Below are 15,367 nucleotides of genomic sequence, written 5' to 3'. Positions count from 1 at the left end.
CGGCGGGCAAGCGGGGCTTGTGCGGAGCGCCCGTCGGCGGGGCTCGGCCGCATCGCCCCACCCCGCCGCGGGCCCGCCCGCTCAGTCCCGCACGATCCGCTCGCCGTACTGCCCCGGCGACTGTTCGTACGACGGCAGCGAGGTGGTCGCCTCGGTGCTGAGGCGGGCCGTGATGACCAGGGTGCCCTCTTCGATCTGGTAGTCGAGGGGGAGGCCGAGGGCGCGCATGGCGGCGACCATGCCGGTGTTGGACGCCTGTGTCACGGCGTACACGCTCGCGCAGTTGGCCTCCTGGGCCATCGTCACCAGCCGGCCCAGGAGTTCGCCGCCGATGCCTCGCCGCTGCCAGTCGTCCTCGACCAGCAGCGCGACCTCCGTCTCGTCCCCGTCCCACAGCAGGTGGCCGAGGCCGACGATGCGTCCGGACGCCGTCTGCACGGCGAGCGTCCGGCCGAAGCGGGGGCTGAGCAGGTGCTTCAGATAGCGGTCGGCGTCACCGACCGGACCGTGGTAGCGCATGCCGAGCGTGCGCGCCGAGCAGCGCTCGTGCATCGCCTTCGCGGCCTCGCGGTCGCTCGGGTCCGCCCGGCGCACGGTGATGTCGCTGCCCTCGGGCAGGGTCAGCACGTCCTGGCCGACCGGGACGCGGGGGCCCAGCCGGGCGTCCAGTTCGACCAGCGCCCGCGCCCGGGCGAACTCGGTGGGCGTGAAGGGCAGGTACGGCCGCTCCACGGTGATCACTCCGCCCTCCGGCGCCCGCAGACGCATCACGGTGCCCTCCAGGGCCCCTTCCACCGGCACGGCCGCGGGTCGTCGGCCGCCGCCCACCGGCGCGGCGGGCAGCGAGCGGATGGTGCACCGGCCCAGCAACTGCCGCAGTGTGAGCGGCAGTTCCGCCGCGTCCAGGGCGGTGCGGGTCGCGAGGCCGAGCACCCGGGTGGGCGCGTCCACCAGGTCGTGCGCGTCGGCCCGCTCGATCCAGGTGTCGGCGCCGCCGGCCAGCGAGACCGCGCGGCTGAGCTCGGCCCCGCCGAGTGCGGCGGGGGCCCGCAGCAGGAACTCGTCCACGGTGCCCTCGCCCAGCGGATGCGTCTGCAGGCTGAGGATGTCGACCCGCAGGCCGGCGAGCGCCGTGCACAGCGTGGCCAGCGACCCCGGTGCGTCCTTCACCGTCGTCCGCATCCGCCACAGCACGCTCGCGTCGGGCACCGCGTCCGGAGCCGTCTCCTGCGGGGAGGGCTGCCCGGCCTGCTGTCCCGCGGACAGCGGCCGGGCCTGCGTATCGCTCGTCGGCGGCGCGTGACCGTGGCGCCGTGCCCACCAGGTGTGGAATCCCGCCGTGGCGACCAGGACGACCGCCGAGACCAGCAGCAGTTCCGGTCCGTCGGGGCCGTGCCCGACGAGGTTCGCCACGGCGTCGGCCACCGCCACCGCCGTGAACAGCGCGGCGAGTTCGATCACGTCCCGCCGCCAGTGGTGTACGGGACGCCCGTGCCTGGCACGGGTCACATCGGACATGTCTCGAGTCATGCAGCCACTGTGAAGGAACGGTGTTGCGTGATCACGAACGCTCTGTGACCTACCGGTAAAGAGTGCTTATGCACCTTTTGTTTATCTTTTGATAGTTGACGCACGTCAATCGACCGGTAGGCGACCGGTCCTGAGCGCGCCGCTCACGCGGCCTGCTCCTCGCCCAGCGTGTCGCGCAGCCGGCGGGCCTGCGCCACCAGCCGGGAGGACCCGCGCCGGGCCGCCGCGCCCGCCAGATGAGGCAGGTCCCCGCGTGCCCCGGAACGTTCGGCGCACTCCGCGGCCACACCCACCAGGTCCCCGACCCCACGCGTCGGCGCGGCGGCGCCCTCGGTCGCGAGGTCGGCGAGCAGCACGGGCAGCGTCTGGCGGAGCACCCCCCAGATGGTCGCGTTCGCCCCCGTGGCCGCGGCGGTCCGCGCCGACTCGGCGAGGCGCGACGGCTTGACGGCCCCCCGCCGCACCAGCTGTCCGAGGTCCGCGCCGAGGAGGGCCGTGTCCAGCTGTCCCCGGGCGGCCAGGACCAGCAGGGCGTCGACGGCGGCGAGGCGGTCCTCCGGATGCCGTGCCCCCAGTCCGTACGCCAGGCCCAGGTGCACGGCCTCGCCCGCCTCACCGCCGGCCTCGGCGAGCTGCGGCAGGACGGCGGCGGCGCCGCGGCTGTCGTCCACGGCCAGCGCGGACAGGTCCCGCAGCAACCGCACGGCGACCAGTTCGCGCAGCTCCGGAAGGACGGCCGGCCAGTGCTGCTGCATGCTCCGGTTCCAGTGATGGCAGTACCAGCGCTCCCGGAACACGCTCACCGGACGGCCGAGGCCCTGGAACGCCGCGGGAAAGTCCTCCCGCAGCTGGGGTAGTTCACCGAGCTCCAACAGGACGCGGACGCCCGAGGTGCGCCGCCGGTCGGTGGGCAGGGTAGGGTCCTGGGCGAGCCAGGCCGCGAGCCGGGCCCCTTCCCCGGTGCCGAGCGCGGTGGCGCGCTCGGCGGCCGCCTCCGCCGCCGGACGGTCCCCGCGCCGCACCCGCAGCAGCGCCTGAGCGAAGTCGGCCGCCGAGACCCGGGCGCCCAGCCGCCGGTAGGTGTCCAGGCGGGCCACCAGTTCGCCCGGTTCCAGCAGACCGGTGCTCCAGGTGGGAGTCGACAGCAGGAACGGCAGCGGGTCGGTCCGGATGCGGTACGCCACATCCCAGAGGCGGGCGTCGAAGGCCCGGGACAGTCCGCTGTGGACGCATTCGTGCGTCCGCGCCCCCTGCCGGACCGAGGACTCCAGCGTGGTGGTGAACACCGCGCCGCTCAGCGTCGCGAGGAGAAGGTCGACGCCGTCCTCGGCTCCGGAGAAACCGTGCCCGTGGTTGCCGAAGTAGTGCTGCGAGGGCAGGACCCGCTCCTGCCCCGACGGGTTCCACCAGCGCCGCGAGACGACCGGCTCCAGCGCCTCCAGCAGGGCGCCCCGGTCCTGGTACGCGTGGCGGACCAGCCCGTCCAGGGTCCGCTCGAACTCCGTGACGCCACCCCCCGACGCCAGCAACGCGCCGGCCTCCTCGGCGACTTCGACGGCCGTCCCGGGAGCGGGAGCCAGCCGCACCGGCTGCGGCACCGGCGGCAGCGTCTCCTCGTACTCCGGCGTCCACGACGCCACCGGTGCGCCGAGGGCACGGGACGCCCGGGTGTGCAGCGCCGGGATCAACTGCTCGGCCGCGACGACGAGTTCCTCGCGCACCTGGGTGGCGTCCGCTGTGTCGGCCACCTTCCCCGCATGGCGTTCCACCAGCTTGAGCGCCCGTTCCTGCACGTCGGAGTCTTCATGGCCGAAGGCGTGCGCGGCGGCGGGCAGCAACTCCGGGGCCGCGGACGGATCGGCGACCAGCACTCTGCCCAGCAGCACGAGCTGGGCCCGCACGAGCTTCTTCTCGGTGCGGAACAGCACCGCCGCCGACATCTCGGCCAGCCGGCGCGGGGTCAGGTCCCCGGCCAGGGCGAGGGTGCCCAGCACCGACTGGGCGTGCGAGGCCACCACCGGCATGGCGTCCGCGGCCAGCGCCAGCCAGTCGGTGATCCGCTCCCGCTCCTCTTCGCGGGTGAGTGCCAGCGACCGCAGCAGGCGCAGGAACGACCGCTGGTCGGCGGCCGACCCGCCCCGCACCAGCCGCGCCACGCACGCGTCCACCGTCGCCCGGCGCTCCAGCGTGCCTTCGGCGGTGAGCCGCGCGAGCGCCTCTGCCCAGCTGTCCGGTCCCTCGCCGTACGTCCACGACCAGCGGCTGCCGATGTCCGGCGTCTCGAAGGCGGCGGCCACGAGAGTCGCCAGGTGGGGGTCCTTGCGCAGCCGGTCGAGCAGGGTGTTGCCGAGCTCCCGCGCGCTGCCGACGTGGTCCACCCAGCCATGGACGTACGTCGGCGTGGTCGGCACCGGGCCACCGGAGAGGCGGACCAGGCCCGCCAGCAGGTCGTACCGCACGCCGGCGCTCTCCGGGCGCTGCGCGAGCCGGTGCGTCACGTCGACGAGCCAGTCGGCGGGCCGGTCGCCCAGGAGGTGGATCAGCAGGGCCGGTGACGCCTGCGACCAGCGCATGTCGGTCGCCGCGAGCCAGGTCGCCACACCCGCCGCACCGGTCTGGCAGGCCGCGCCGGCCGCGTGCAGGGCGGGGTAGGCACGCCGGGAGGCCGCGTTCCACTGGTCGGCCCGCAGTTCCTTGCGCAGGGCCCGCAGCTCGGGCAGGTACGAGCGCCGTTCGCCGTCCGTCATGCCGTCGAGCAGGCTCACCACCTCGGCCGTCCGCCCGGCCCGGACCGCTTCCATCAGTGAACTCATCGCGCACCCCCGCCGATTCGTGCCATCTCCTGTTCCGGTGCGGCACCCCGCCGCGCCATGCGTACCGCCAGCGCGTGCTTGCACGGTCCACGCCCGCCCCGGTACTTCGCCCACCACAGACAGCTGCAACTGAGCACTCCCGCCTCGTCCCGCACGCGGTGCGCGTGGCCGTCCTCGGCCGTCACCGTCGCGAGCGTGCCTTCCAGGGCGACCGCGCCGGCGGCCACGAGGGCCCGGGCGGAGCGCAGCCGGGGGTTGTGACGCTCCACCCGGTCCGCGTCGTAGGGGAGTTCGCGGTGGAAGTAGGCCGCCTCCGCCGTGTCGTAGCCGACGCGGCCCGAGGTGCCGAGGCGGACCAGTCCCGCCCTGACCCGCTCCGGCGTGAGACCGGAGGCGCCGGCTAGGTCGGCCGTGTCGATGCGGGGCTCCCAGGAGAGCAGCACCGAGATCAGCTCCGCGTCGGCGGCGGCCTCGTCGGTGGCGAGGGCGTCGAGGACGCCACCCTCGCCGGAGAACCCGCGGGAGGCGTCGGGAGACAGCGTCAGAGTGAGCCGCATCCCCGGCAGGACCACCTCCCAGGCGCCGGCCGCGGCACTCTGCGAGCCGATCGCGGGGCCGTAGACCCGCAGTGCCGTCGCGTGGCGAAGCACCCGCTGCAGGGCGGTCAACCGGTCCGGCCCCGGCAGGCAGACCGCGCCGGGCACCGGCCGGGTCGTCGGTCGCAGTGAACGGCCCGCCGGCACCACCCAGCGCGGGCCCACCGAGGCGCCGCGCGCCCCGCCGCGCGGCAGCGCGCGCAGGAACCGTACGGCCTCGGCGGCGGGCAGCTCGGCCCGCAGGTCGAAGCCGGCCGCGACCACCTGGGCCTCGGCGAAGCCCCGCAGCCACCGGTCCGGCAGTGGCACCTTCTTCTCCACGACCGGGCCGTCCGTCGTGGTGACCGCCAACTCCTCGGGTCCCACCCGCAGATGGAGCGGGTCGTCCGTGCCGATCCGGGAAAGGGCATCGCGCAGCGGATTGTTGACGTCGACGTTCGTCGTGCCGTGGCCCACCTCGGCGCCGTCGAGGCCCGCCCCCAACACGTCCAAGCGGGCGTACACCCCGCCGCAGCCGGAAAAGGACTCGAAGCGCAGCCGGTCGCCGTTGCCGGTGACGACCGGGTCGAGGGAGGCGCGCAGCTGCGGCTGGTAGTACCGGGCCGCGGCGACGTCGGCCACCGCCAGCAGGCCGGCCGCGGCCACCTGAGGCGAAGTCAGGAAGCCGGTGAAGAAGCGGGGATGGTCCTCGACACCCGCGGGCGTCACACCCTGGGAGGTCTCCAGCCCCAGGCGCTGTCCACCCGCGGCGGACTCCAGCACGGAGGGTTGGCGATAGGCCACGGCCTGCAAAGATCGCGTCATGGAAAAACCGTAGAGGCGACCACTGACAATCGCCCTGACCTGCGGAAAGCCCCCGTCCCACGGTAAGTTGAGCGCCTGGCCGGACTCGCTCGCGCCGCGTCCGTCAGGCGGTCGTGGCCGTCCGGCACATGGACGCACGAGTGTCACCGCGCACCGGGAGATGACGCCGGTGCGCGGCACACCATCGAGCGTACGGGAGCCGGGGCCGCTACTGGCCGACCCTGCCCGGCTGGAGCACCTGCGTGAACAGCACGGTGCCGTCCTGCTCGCGCAGCCGTACCGTCAGCTCACCGCTGTCGCCGTCGATGTCGACCTCGCCGAAGAACTGGTAGCCGCCGGCGGGCGAGACGTTCGACGCGGCCGGAGCCTTCACGAACACCCGCTCCGGACCGAAGGTCCCGTCGAGGGCGCTGGCCGGGAAGGCGCCCGCGTTGAGCGGACCCGAGACGAACTCCCAGAACGGCTCGAAGTCGGTGAACGCGGCCCGCGACGGCTGGTAGTGCTGCGCCGAGGTGTGGTGCACGTCGGCCGTCAGCCAGACCGTCCCGGTGATCCGCCGGTGCTTGACGAACCGCAGCAGTTCGGCGATCTGCAGCTCACGTCCCAGTGGCGCTCCCGGGTCGCCCTGCGCCACCGCCTCGATGTTCGGCCGGCCCTCGGTGGTGTCGGGCACGACCAGCCCGATCGGCATGTCGGCGGCGATCACCTTCCACACCGCGCGCGAGCGTGACAGCTCCCGCTTGAGCCATTCCAGCTGTTCACGGCCGAGGATGCCCTGCGGGTCGACGCTCTGGTCGTCGGGCGAGTTGGCGTTGCGGTAGGTCCGCATGTCCAGCACGAACACGTCGAGCAGCGGCCCCTGGCGCAGCACCCGGTTGACCCGGCCCTGCCGCGCGCCCGGTCGCAGGGTGGAGACGGGGAAGTACTCGCTGAACGCGCGGCGGGCCCGCCCCGCGAGCACGTCCACGCTCTTCTCCGTGTAACGGGTGTCGGTGTCCGCGACGACCTCGCCCGGGTACCAGTTGTTGCGCACCTCGTGGTCGTCCCACTGGATGACGGACGGCACCTGGGCATTGAAGCGGCGGAGGTTGTCGTCGAGCAGGTTGTAGCGGAAGTTGCCGCGGAACTCCGCCAGGGTCTCCGCCACCTTCGCCTTCTCCGGCGTGGTGATGTTGCGCCAGGTGCTGCCGTCCGGCAGGGCCTGGGTGGCGGCGATGGGGCCGTCGGCGTAGATGTTGTCACCGCTGCACAGGAAGAAGTCGGGGTCGAGGCGGCCCATGGCGTCGTAGATCCGGTAGCCGCCGAGGTCGGGGTTGATGCCCCAGCCCTGGCCGGCCAGGTCGCCGGACCACAGGAAACGCACCCCGCCCCGCCTGCGCGCGGACACCGTGCGGAAAGTGCCCGTGACGGGCTCGCCGGTGCGGCGCGGGTCGTCGGGGTCGGCCAGCAGGACGCGGTAGTGGATCTGTTCGCCCGACGGCAGGCCGTGCAGCCGGGTCGTCCCGGTGAAGTCGGTGCCCGCGCCGAGGAGCGGACCGTGCCACCTGCGCGCGTTGCGGAACGACTCGGTGGCCGCTGTCTCCACCACCATGCGGGCCGGCCGGTCGGAACGCACCCACACCAGACCGGAGTCGGAGGTCACGTCGCCGCTCTGCACGCCCCAGCCCGCGCGGGGACGCCCGGACAGGGCGAAGGCGGGTGCCGCGCCGGCTGCGGCGGGCAGGGTCAGGGCCGCCGACGCGGCGAGGGAGCCGCGCAGGACGCTGCGGCGGCCGGGGAACGGACGGTGGGTCATGACTGCGCCTCCAGGGACGGGATCCGGCCGGTGTGCCATGCCACAACTACTGGTGCGCCGCAGCGCACACGGAAACCGCGGGTGAACAACTGCCCGCGTGACCGGCGTACGTCCGGGTGACGCGGCGGCACGGTCACCCTGCGAGCGATTCGGCCATGAGCCGCACGCCCGCTCTGATCCGCGCGGGCGACTGGTGCGCGTACCCGAGGACCAGCCGCACCCTCGAGTCCCCCTCGTCCCCCTCGTCCTCCTCGTCCTCGTACACGCCCGCCGCCTCGCCGTCGGCGCGCGCGTGCGCGTGGTCCGACAGGGCGCGGACCGCCACACCGGCCGCCGCCACGCGCGCGAGGAACCGCGGTTCGGGTCCGTACCGCGCCGGCAGTACGGCGATGACGTGCAGGCCCGCCGCGATACCCGACACCTCGGAGCCGGGGAAGCACTCCTCCAGGGCCGCGACGAGGGCGTCGCGGCGTTCGCGGTAGGCGCGCTGGCAGCGGCGCAGCTGCCGGTCGTAGTCCCCGCGCTCCAGGAACCGGGCGAACAGCGCCTGGTCGAGGGTCGGGTGGCCCAGGTCCAGGGTGCGTTTGCGCTCCACCACCTCCTCGGCCCACGACTGCGGCACCAGGAGCCAGCCGAGCCGCAGACCCGGTGCCAGGGACTTGCTGACCGAGCCCGCGTAGGCCACGTGCTCCGGGTCGAGCCCCTGGAGCGCGCCCACCGGCGCGCGGTCGTAGCGGAAGTCGCCGTCGTAGTCGTCCTCCATGACCAGCCCGTCCACCTCCCGCGCCCAGTCGAGGAGTTCGGCGCGGCGGCGGGCGGAGTAGGCGATGCCGGTGGGGAACTGGTGGGCCGGTGTCGTCACGACCGCCCGGACCCCGGAGGCCCTCAGGGGGCCGGGAGCGAGCCCGTCGGCGTCCAGCGGCAGCGGCACGGTGGTGACACCCGCCGAGGCGTGCAGCGCGGCGTGCTGGGGGCTTCCCGGGTCTTCCACGCCGACCCGGCGCAGCCCGCGCGCGCCGAGCACCAGGGCAAGCAGCGCGGTGGCCTGGGCCACTCCGGAGACGACCACCAGCCGCTCCGGGTCCGCGACCACGCCCCGGCGGCGGGCGAGCAGTTCGGCCAGGGCGGTGCGCAGTTGGGGCAGGCCGCGCGGGTCCGGATAGCCGAGGTCCTCGTGCGGCAGGCGCGCCAGCACGCCACGCTGCGCGGCGGCCCAGGCCGCGCGGGGGAACAGCGACAGGTCCGGCGTCCCGGGTACGAAGGAGGCGCGGACGCCGGGGGAGCGCGGGGCGAGGTCCCGCGCGCGCGGAGGGGCCGCCCGTACGGCTCCGCCCACCCAGGTGCCCGCACCCCGGCCGCTGCGCAGGTATCCCTCGGCGGTCAGCTGCTCGTACGCCTCGGTGACCAGACCGCGGGACACCCCCAGGTCGGCCGCGAGATCCCGGCTCGACGGCAGGCGGGTGTCGGGCGCCAGGCGGCCCGAGCGGACCGCGTCCCGCAGCGCGGCCTGGAGCGCCCGGCCGCGCGCGCGTGCCGGTGCCGATGCGGCGGGCAACAGCACTTCCCACGCCGCTGAGCCGGCAGGCCGATGGGGCGGCCGGTCGCGATTGGTCTCCGATGGCGTCATGGAAGTGGACCTTAAACCGGGCCGCCGCGCTGCCTAGCGTCGTCGCCATGAACGCCACCACCACGCGCGGGTCCCTGTTCGCCGCGCTCGCCTGCGTCCTCGTCGGAGGTTCCTTCACCGCCAACAGCGTGCTCGGCGACTACCCGCACGCGGGCGGCCAGTTCCTCCGCTACGCCCTTGCCAGTGTCCTGCTGCTGCCGACCGTGGGGAAGGGCGCCGCGGCCCGGCTGGGGGCGCTGTCCCCGCGCCGGTGGGGCCGTCTCGCGCTGGTCGCGGCCATCGGCATGGTGGGCTTCAACCTGGCCGTACTCGCCGCGGAACGCACCGCCGAGCCGGCGGTCCCCGGTGTCTTCGTCGGATGCGCGCCCGTGATCGTGGCCGTCGTCGTCCCGCTCCTGTCCGGGCGCCGCCCGCGACGCGTGGTGCTGTGCGGGGCGCTGCTCGTCGCGGCGGGGGCGTGCGCCGTGCAGGGCTGGGGGCGCGCGGACGGCGCGGGCATCGCCTTCTCCCTGTGCGCGCTGGCCGGTGAGGTCGGATTCGCGGTCCTCGCCGTGCCCGTGCTGCGGATTCTGGGTCCCAGGCTGCTGGCCGCCGTGGTGTGTGCGGTCGCAGCCGCCGAGGCCGCGGTGGCCGGACCGCTCCTGGACGGGTCGGCGTGGCTGCGCCGGCCCGACACGACCGAGGCGGTCGCGTTGCTGTGGCAGGGCGCGGTCGTCACCGCCGTCGGCTTCGTGTGCTGGTACATGGGCGTGCAGCGGATCGGCGCGGAGCGCGCCACGCTCTTCTCCGGCCTGATCCCGGTATCGGCCGCCTGCACCGCACCCCTGGTCGCGACGGGCTCCTACGGGGCCGTCCAGGCCGTCGGCAGCGCCCTGGTGGGAGCCGGAGTGGCCCTCGGATCGGGCGCGTTGTCCCGCCACCCGTCCGGCGGCCGCCCTGACCCCTCGCCGCGGGAGGGGCGACGGCCGGACCCCTCGCCGCGGGTGGGGCGACGGCCGGACCGGCACCCGGCCGCGTTCGCGGACGAGCCGCACCCGCCCGCCGCGCGGCTCGTCCCGCACCCGGCCGCGTTCGCGGACGAGCCGCACGCGCCCGCTACGCGAGCCGGCCTTCGCCCGGCCGCGCACCGCACCGGACGCCGACCGCTGACCGGGCGCGGCGGAGCTCCCTCAGAGGTCTCTGGGGGCGGACACGGTCTGGCGGCTGCCGTCGAGGATCACGCGCGCGACGAGCGCCGGGTCGTCGCTCATGGGGCAGTGTCCGCAGCCGGGCAGCCGCACCAGCCGGGCGCGGGGGATGATCTGCTTGGCCCGCACTCCCTGGCGGCGCACCAGCAGCAGGTCCTTGGTGCCCCAGGCGACGGTGACGGGGATCTGGGGGATGTCGTCGGTGAACTGGACGGCGGCGCCCGCGCGGAGGGTGTCGTCGAACCCGGTGGCCTGTGCGAGGGCGAGCGTCTCGGCGACCACGGCCTCGGGTGAACGGCGGGCAGGACGGGCGTAGATCGTGCTCGTGAGGGCCGTGCGGCCGGCCGCGGAGCGGGACAGTCGCTCGACGAGCGGCAGCGGCAGCCGACGGGCGATGTGCCGCATGGTGAGCAGGACACCGAAGGCGTAGCGCCGCTCGGCCGGCGACCAGAACCCGGCCGGGGAGAGGGCGGTGACGGACCGTACGCGCTTCTCGCGGGCCAGCTCGAGGGCCAGCAGGCCGCCGAGCGAGTTGCCCGCCACGTGCGGCCGTTCGAGCTCCAGGGCCTCGCACAGGGCGCTGAACACGGCCGTCGTCGAGGGCAGGTCGTAGGCGAGACCGGCGGGCAGGGCCGGGGACGCGCCGAAGCCCGGGAGGTCCACGGCGATCACGTCGCGTTCGGTCGCGAGGATGTCCACCACCGGGTCCCACGCCTGCCGGTGGTGACCGATCCCGTGCAGCAGGAGCAGCGGTTCGCCCTTGCCCACGCGCGCGTAGGAGACGGTCACGGGCTGCGGGCCCCCGGGGGTGGGGACCTCGAAGGAGACGGTGGCGGACATGGAGGCGCTCCTCGGCTGGGCTCACTGACGGACCGGGTAGACAGCTTGTCAGCAATTACTACCGGCGGGTAGCCCCCAAGGGGCACCTGTCCCGCCGCCGCGCCCGGGCAACGCGCGCCGCGTGTCGGGGCGTTGATCTTCCTGTGCCCGTACGGCGCCCCCACCCCCTTCCCGCCCCCGGCGCCGATTTCGCCTGGACAGCACACGACGCGTCGGCTGGGATGGTGCCGTGACGACCGACACCGACGTCTTCGAAGCGCACCGCTCGGTCCTCCTGGGCGTCGCCTACCGCATGCTCGGGCGCGTCGCCGACGCGGAGGACGTGGTCCAGGACGCGTGGCTGCGCTGGGCCGGCGCCGACCGGAGCGGGGTCCGCGAACCGCGCGGCTACCTGGTGCGCGTCACCACCCGCCTCGCCCTCGACCGGCTGCGCCAGGTCAGGGCGCGGGGCGAGGCGTACGTCGGACCGTGGCTGCCCGAGCCGTACGCGACCGACTTCGGTGACACCGCCCCGGACACCGCGGAGCGGGCCGTGCTCGCGGACTCCGTCTCCCTGGCCGTCCTCGTCGTCCTGGAGTCCCTTTCACCGCTGGAACGGGCCGTGTTCGTGCTCAGAGAGGCATTCGGCTACCCGCACGCGGAGATCGCCGCGATGCTCGACCGCGGGGAACCGGCCGTACGCCAACTCGCCGGGAGAGCGCGCCGGCACGTCGAACAACGGCGCCCGCGGTACACGGTCGACCCCGTCCAGCGCCGCGTCCTCACCGAGCGGTTCCTCGGGGCGGCCGCGGAGGGCGACCTGGAGGGCCTCCTCGCGCTGCTGGCGCCGGACGTGCGCCTCGTCGGCGACAGCGGTGGCAAGGTGAAGGCCCCCCTGCGGGTCCTGGAGACGGCCGACAAGGTGGGCCGCTTCGTCGTCGGCACGGCCCGCAAGGGTGCCGCCGGCCTCTCCTTCCGTTTCCTGGAACTCAACGGCGGGCCCGCGGTGCTGGCGTCGTCGGGGGACCGGCCCGACGCCGTGTTCCAACTGGACGTGTTCGACGGCCGCGTTCAGTGCGTCTACGTCATCCGCAACCCCGACAAGCTGCGCTCACTCGCCGGCGCCTGAGCCGCACGGCCTCTCGCCGCCACCACGCCGAAGCGGAGCCGCCGGGTCGGCCGATGCCACCGCGCCCACCGAAGTCGCCGAGCGGCCGCTTTCGCGACGGCGGCTTTGCCGCGGCGTCACGAACCCGGCGTCGTACGAACGCCCCGTGAACGCTGCGCTGCGGCGGCCCCGTGCGTCCCCCAAGGGATCGAGGATTGGTCTTGACCAAGGGTGGGGGCCGCCCTATGGTCGCAGAGAAGTGCAACAACCTTTAATAAACAAGGGCGCTAAAACGCCGCCGACCACGGCGATCGCGGAGGACTAGGGTGGGGACCACGCAGCTGGAATCGGTGCAGGAACCGAAGTACTGGCATCTGAGGACCGTACTGAGCGAGGCACTGGACTCCGAGTTCACGGTGGGCGAGATCCTGCCCAACGAACGCGATCTGGCCGCCCGCTTCGGCGTCGCCCGCGCGACGCTCCGTCAGGCACTGGAGCAGCTCGAACTGGAAGGCCGGCTGCAGCGCCGCCGCGGTGTGGGTACGACCGTCGCCCCGCCGCGCGTGGGCGTGGCCGTCGGGACGGAACAGCACGCCTGGCCGGGAGCGTCCGACGACGGCTGGCAGCCCGTCGACAGCTCACGCGAAGTGCCGCCCGCGACCGTCGCGGAGGCCCTGGAGACGGGGAAGGACCAGCCGGTGCACGTCGTGCGCCGCTCGCGCACGACGCACGGGCAGCCGGTCGCCGCCGAACTCCTGTACATCCCCGAGTCGTCGGTGCCCGACCTCTCCGCCATCGACGCCCCGTCCGGAGCGGCACGCGCGCGTGCCGTGCTGCGCGAACTGCAGCGCCACGAGTTGGAGGGCCAGGACAGCGCGGTGGAACTCGGCTCGGCCCGCGCGGACGACGCCAAGGAGCTGGACCGGCTCCCCGGGGCGCCCGTCCTCGTCGTCACCACGCGCTTCGTCGCCGACGGCCACACCGTCGCCCTGTCCGTCGCGACCTACCGCGCGGACACCTGCCGGCTGACCTTCGGGGACTCCGGCGGCGTGGAGATCCACCAGGATCCGGAACGCCGGGCCTCCTGACCACGCGCGCGCCACGCGCCCCGGCCGCCGGCCGGGGCGCGCCGCGTGTCCGGCGCTGCGCGCGTCAGCGGCGCGCGGTCACCGTGCCCTCCACCGCGAAGAGTTGTTCCTCCACGTGGTCGAGCGCGAGCCGCAGCGCCCCCGTCGCCACCGCGGCCTCGCCGAGCAGCGACAGCGTCACCCTCGGCGGCCTGAGGCAGTAGCGCGCCAACTCCCGTCGCAGGGGCTCCAGTACGCCGTCCAGTCCGGCCGCCCAGCCCCCGATGACCACGAGTTCGGGGTCGAGCGCCAGGACGAGCGCCGCCACGTCGTGGACGAGCCGCTGGATGAACCGCTCCACGGCCTCCCGGGCCCGCCGGTCACCCTCGCGCGCCTGCGCGAAGACCCCGGCAACGGCCAGCTCGTCCAACGGGTGCAGCGGCTCGTCCGTCGTGGACAGCAGCGTCTCGGGCGTCGCCCCGCGCCCCAGCAGGTGCAGTGCGCCGATCTCACCGGCCGCCCCGCCGTACCCCCGGTGCAGCCGCCCGCCGATCAGTGCGCCGGCGCCCGGACTGAGCCCGGCCAGCACGAACACCACGTCGTCGGACTCGGTGGCGGCGCCCTTCCAGTGCTCGGCGACCGCCGCCGCGTTGGCGTCGTTCTCCACCAGGACCGGGCACTTGAAGGACCGGCTCAGCCGCTCGCCCAGCCGCAGCCCGGTCCACTCGGGCAGCGCGGTGCTCAGCCGTACGGTGCCGTCCGCCTCCACGATCCCGGGCGTGGCGACCCCCACCGCCCGCAGCGAACCGCGGGAGACACCGGCCCTGCGCAGCAGTTCGGCCACGGCGGTGCGCAGCCGCTCCAGGCGCTCGTCCGCGGACGCCGTCTCGTCGATGTCCTTGGCCTGCGCGCCGGTCACCCGGCCGTCGAGGTCGGACAGGAGGGCGGCGACGCGGTGCGGTCCGATCTCCAGACCCAGCAGGTGTCCTGCCTCGGCCCGGAACCGGAAGCGCCGCGCCGGACGCCCCTGACGCCGAGCGGCGCTCTCGTCGGCCGCCTTCTCCACGACGAGCCCGGCCTCGATGAGGCCCTCGACGACGCCTTCCACGGTGGGCCGGGACAGTCCGGTCACCCGGGTGATCTCGGTGAGCGTCGCGCAGTCCGTGGCGCGCAGCGCGTGCAGCACCACCGCGGAGTTGATCCTCCGCAGCAGCGAGGGGTCCCCGCCGGTCAACCGCCCCAACGTCCTTCCTCCCAGCTCGTGCGCGTGTTGGCCGGATCGTACAAGGCGCGGCGGACCCCGGCGAGTGCCGGGCACGGCCGGAACCGTCCGGGGTGCTCCCGCCCGTGCGCTCAGCCCGGCGCCACGAATCCCGACTCGTACGCCGCGATCACCGCCTGCGTGCGGTCCCGCGCCCCCAGCTTCGTGAGCACGGCGCTGACATGCGACTTCACCGTCTCCGTCCCGACGACCAAACGGGCGGCGATCTCGGCGTTGGACAGTCCGCCCGCCATCAGCCGCAGCACCTCGTTCTCGCGCTCGGTGAGCCGGGCCCGCTCCATCGCGGTCCGGGCCGCGCGGTTGCCCCCGTGCTCGCCGTACTCGGCGGCCAGGCGCCGTACCGAGGCGGGGAACAGCAGGGACTCGCCCTCGGCGACCAGCCGTACGGCGTGCACGATCTCGGCGGGCCGGGCCCGCTTCAGCAGGAACCCGTCGGCTCCGGCGCGCAGCGCGTCGTACACGTACTCGTCGTTCTCGAAGGTCGTCACGACGACGATCTTCGGCGGCGCCTCGACCGTGCGCAGCAGCGCGCGCGTGGCCTCGATGCCGTCCATGAGGGGCATGCGTACGTCCATGGCGACCACGTCCGGCCGCAGCCGCCGCACCAGCGGGATCACCGCCGCGCCGTCGGCCGCCTCGCCGACCACCTCGATGTCGGGCTGCGACTCCAGCACGGCCCGGAGCCCCACGCGGACGAGGGGTTCGTCGTCGACGAGGAGAACGGTGATCGGCATCCGGC

At 74.6% G+C, this 15,367-nt stretch carries 10 protein-coding genes and 1 pseudogene; 3 read left to right on the top strand and 8 right to left on the bottom strand.

Annotation, left to right across the window (positions count from 1 at the left end; all coding sequences use genetic code 11):
• Positions 1-81: 81 nt before the first annotated feature.
• The 5 genes from ABZT03_RS13325 to ABZT03_RS13305 form a co-directional block, all read right to left on the bottom strand.
• A complete protein-coding gene (locus ABZT03_RS13325; RefSeq protein ID WP_356037830.1) occupies positions 82-1,530 on the bottom strand; it encodes a GNAT family N-acetyltransferase in 1,449 nt (482 codons plus the stop codon).
• A 143-nt stretch (positions 1,531-1,673) separates the two neighbouring features.
• Complete coding sequence (locus tag ABZT03_RS13320; protein ID WP_356037827.1) at positions 1,674-4,343, bottom strand: DUF6493 family protein; 2,670 nt, start codon at positions 4,341-4,343, stop codon at positions 1,674-1,676.
• Positions 4,340-5,743: an SWIM zinc finger family protein gene (locus ABZT03_RS13315; RefSeq protein WP_356037824.1), complete on the bottom strand. Its 1,404-nt coding sequence runs from the start codon at positions 5,741-5,743 to the stop codon at positions 4,340-4,342. The genes ABZT03_RS13320 and ABZT03_RS13315 overlap by 4 nt, the downstream gene beginning before the upstream one ends.
• A 208-nt stretch (positions 5,744-5,951) precedes the next feature.
• A complete protein-coding gene (locus tag ABZT03_RS13310) occupies positions 5,952-7,538 on the bottom strand; it encodes an alkaline phosphatase D family protein (protein ID WP_356037821.1) in 1,587 nt (528 codons plus the stop codon).
• 133 nt (positions 7,539-7,671) lie between these two features.
• Positions 7,672-9,165, bottom strand: a complete 1,494-nt coding sequence (locus tag ABZT03_RS13305) for a PLP-dependent aminotransferase family protein (protein WP_356037819.1) — start codon at positions 9,163-9,165, stop codon at positions 7,672-7,674.
• A 47-nt stretch (positions 9,166-9,212) separates the two neighbouring features.
• Here ABZT03_RS13305 and ABZT03_RS13300 point away from each other — a divergent pair.
• Positions 9,213-10,082: pseudogene (locus ABZT03_RS13300) on the top strand (DMT family transporter); the annotation flags it as partial.
• A gap of 252 nt (positions 10,083-10,334) precedes the next feature.
• On the opposite strand, the gene ABZT03_RS13295 reads toward ABZT03_RS13300, so the two are convergent.
• Entirely contained in the window at positions 10,335-11,192 is an 858-nt protein-coding gene (locus tag ABZT03_RS13295; RefSeq protein WP_356037816.1) for an alpha/beta fold hydrolase, read from the bottom strand.
• 229 nt (positions 11,193-11,421) lie between these two features.
• Between ABZT03_RS13295 and ABZT03_RS13290 the strand changes: the two genes are divergently transcribed.
• Positions 11,422-12,300, top strand: a complete 879-nt coding sequence (locus tag ABZT03_RS13290; RefSeq protein WP_356037813.1) for an RNA polymerase sigma-70 factor — start codon at positions 11,422-11,424, stop codon at positions 12,298-12,300.
• A gap of 305 nt (positions 12,301-12,605) precedes the next feature.
• The gene (locus ABZT03_RS13285; RefSeq protein WP_356037810.1) at positions 12,606-13,367 is read left to right on the top strand and encodes a GntR family transcriptional regulator; all 762 of its coding nucleotides are present in this window, start codon (positions 12,606-12,608) and stop codon (positions 13,365-13,367) included.
• 64 nt (positions 13,368-13,431) lie between these two features.
• Here the strand turns inward: ABZT03_RS13285 and ABZT03_RS13280 are convergent, their stop codons facing one another.
• Both ABZT03_RS13280 and ABZT03_RS13275 read right to left on the bottom strand, forming a co-directional pair.
• A complete protein-coding gene (locus ABZT03_RS13280) occupies positions 13,432-14,589 on the bottom strand; it encodes an ROK family transcriptional regulator (RefSeq protein WP_356037807.1) in 1,158 nt (385 codons plus the stop codon).
• 110 nt (positions 14,590-14,699) lie between these two features.
• Positions 14,700-15,362, bottom strand: coding sequence for a response regulator transcription factor (locus tag ABZT03_RS13275; RefSeq protein WP_356037804.1), 663 nt, complete (start codon positions 15,360-15,362; stop codon positions 14,700-14,702).
• Between the last annotated feature and the right edge of the window lie 5 nt (positions 15,363-15,367).

This window comes from Streptomyces sp. NPDC005574 (genome assembly GCF_040605435.1).
GTDB lineage: Bacteria > Actinomycetota > Actinomycetes > Streptomycetales > Streptomycetaceae > Streptomyces.
Note: the sequence above shows the minus strand (reverse complement) of the source record. Positions and strands in the feature narration are given on the sequence as shown.

Excerpts from the sequence above, each read along its gene's own strand:
- ABZT03_RS13325 (WP_356037830.1), bottom strand. The coding sequence starts at position 1,530 with ATGACTCGAGACATGTCCGATGTGACCCGTGCCAGGCACGGGCGTCCC.
- ABZT03_RS13320 (WP_356037827.1), bottom strand. The coding sequence starts at position 4,343 with ATGAGTTCACTGATGGAAGCGGTCCGGGCCGGGCGGACGGCCGAGGTG.
- ABZT03_RS13315 (WP_356037824.1), bottom strand. The coding sequence starts at position 5,743 with ATGACGCGATCTTTGCAGGCCGTGGCCTATCGCCAACCCTCCGTGCTG.
- ABZT03_RS13310 (WP_356037821.1), bottom strand. The coding sequence starts at position 7,538 with ATGACCCACCGTCCGTTCCCCGGCCGCCGCAGCGTCCTGCGCGGCTCC.
- ABZT03_RS13305 (WP_356037819.1), bottom strand. The coding sequence starts at position 9,165 with ATGACGCCATCGGAGACCAATCGCGACCGGCCGCCCCATCGGCCTGCC.
- ABZT03_RS13295 (WP_356037816.1), bottom strand. The coding sequence starts at position 11,192 with ATGTCCGCCACCGTCTCCTTCGAGGTCCCCACCCCCGGGGGCCCGCAG.
- ABZT03_RS13275 (WP_356037804.1), bottom strand. The coding sequence starts at position 15,362 with ATGCCGATCACCGTTCTCCTCGTCGACGACGAACCCCTCGTCCGCGTG.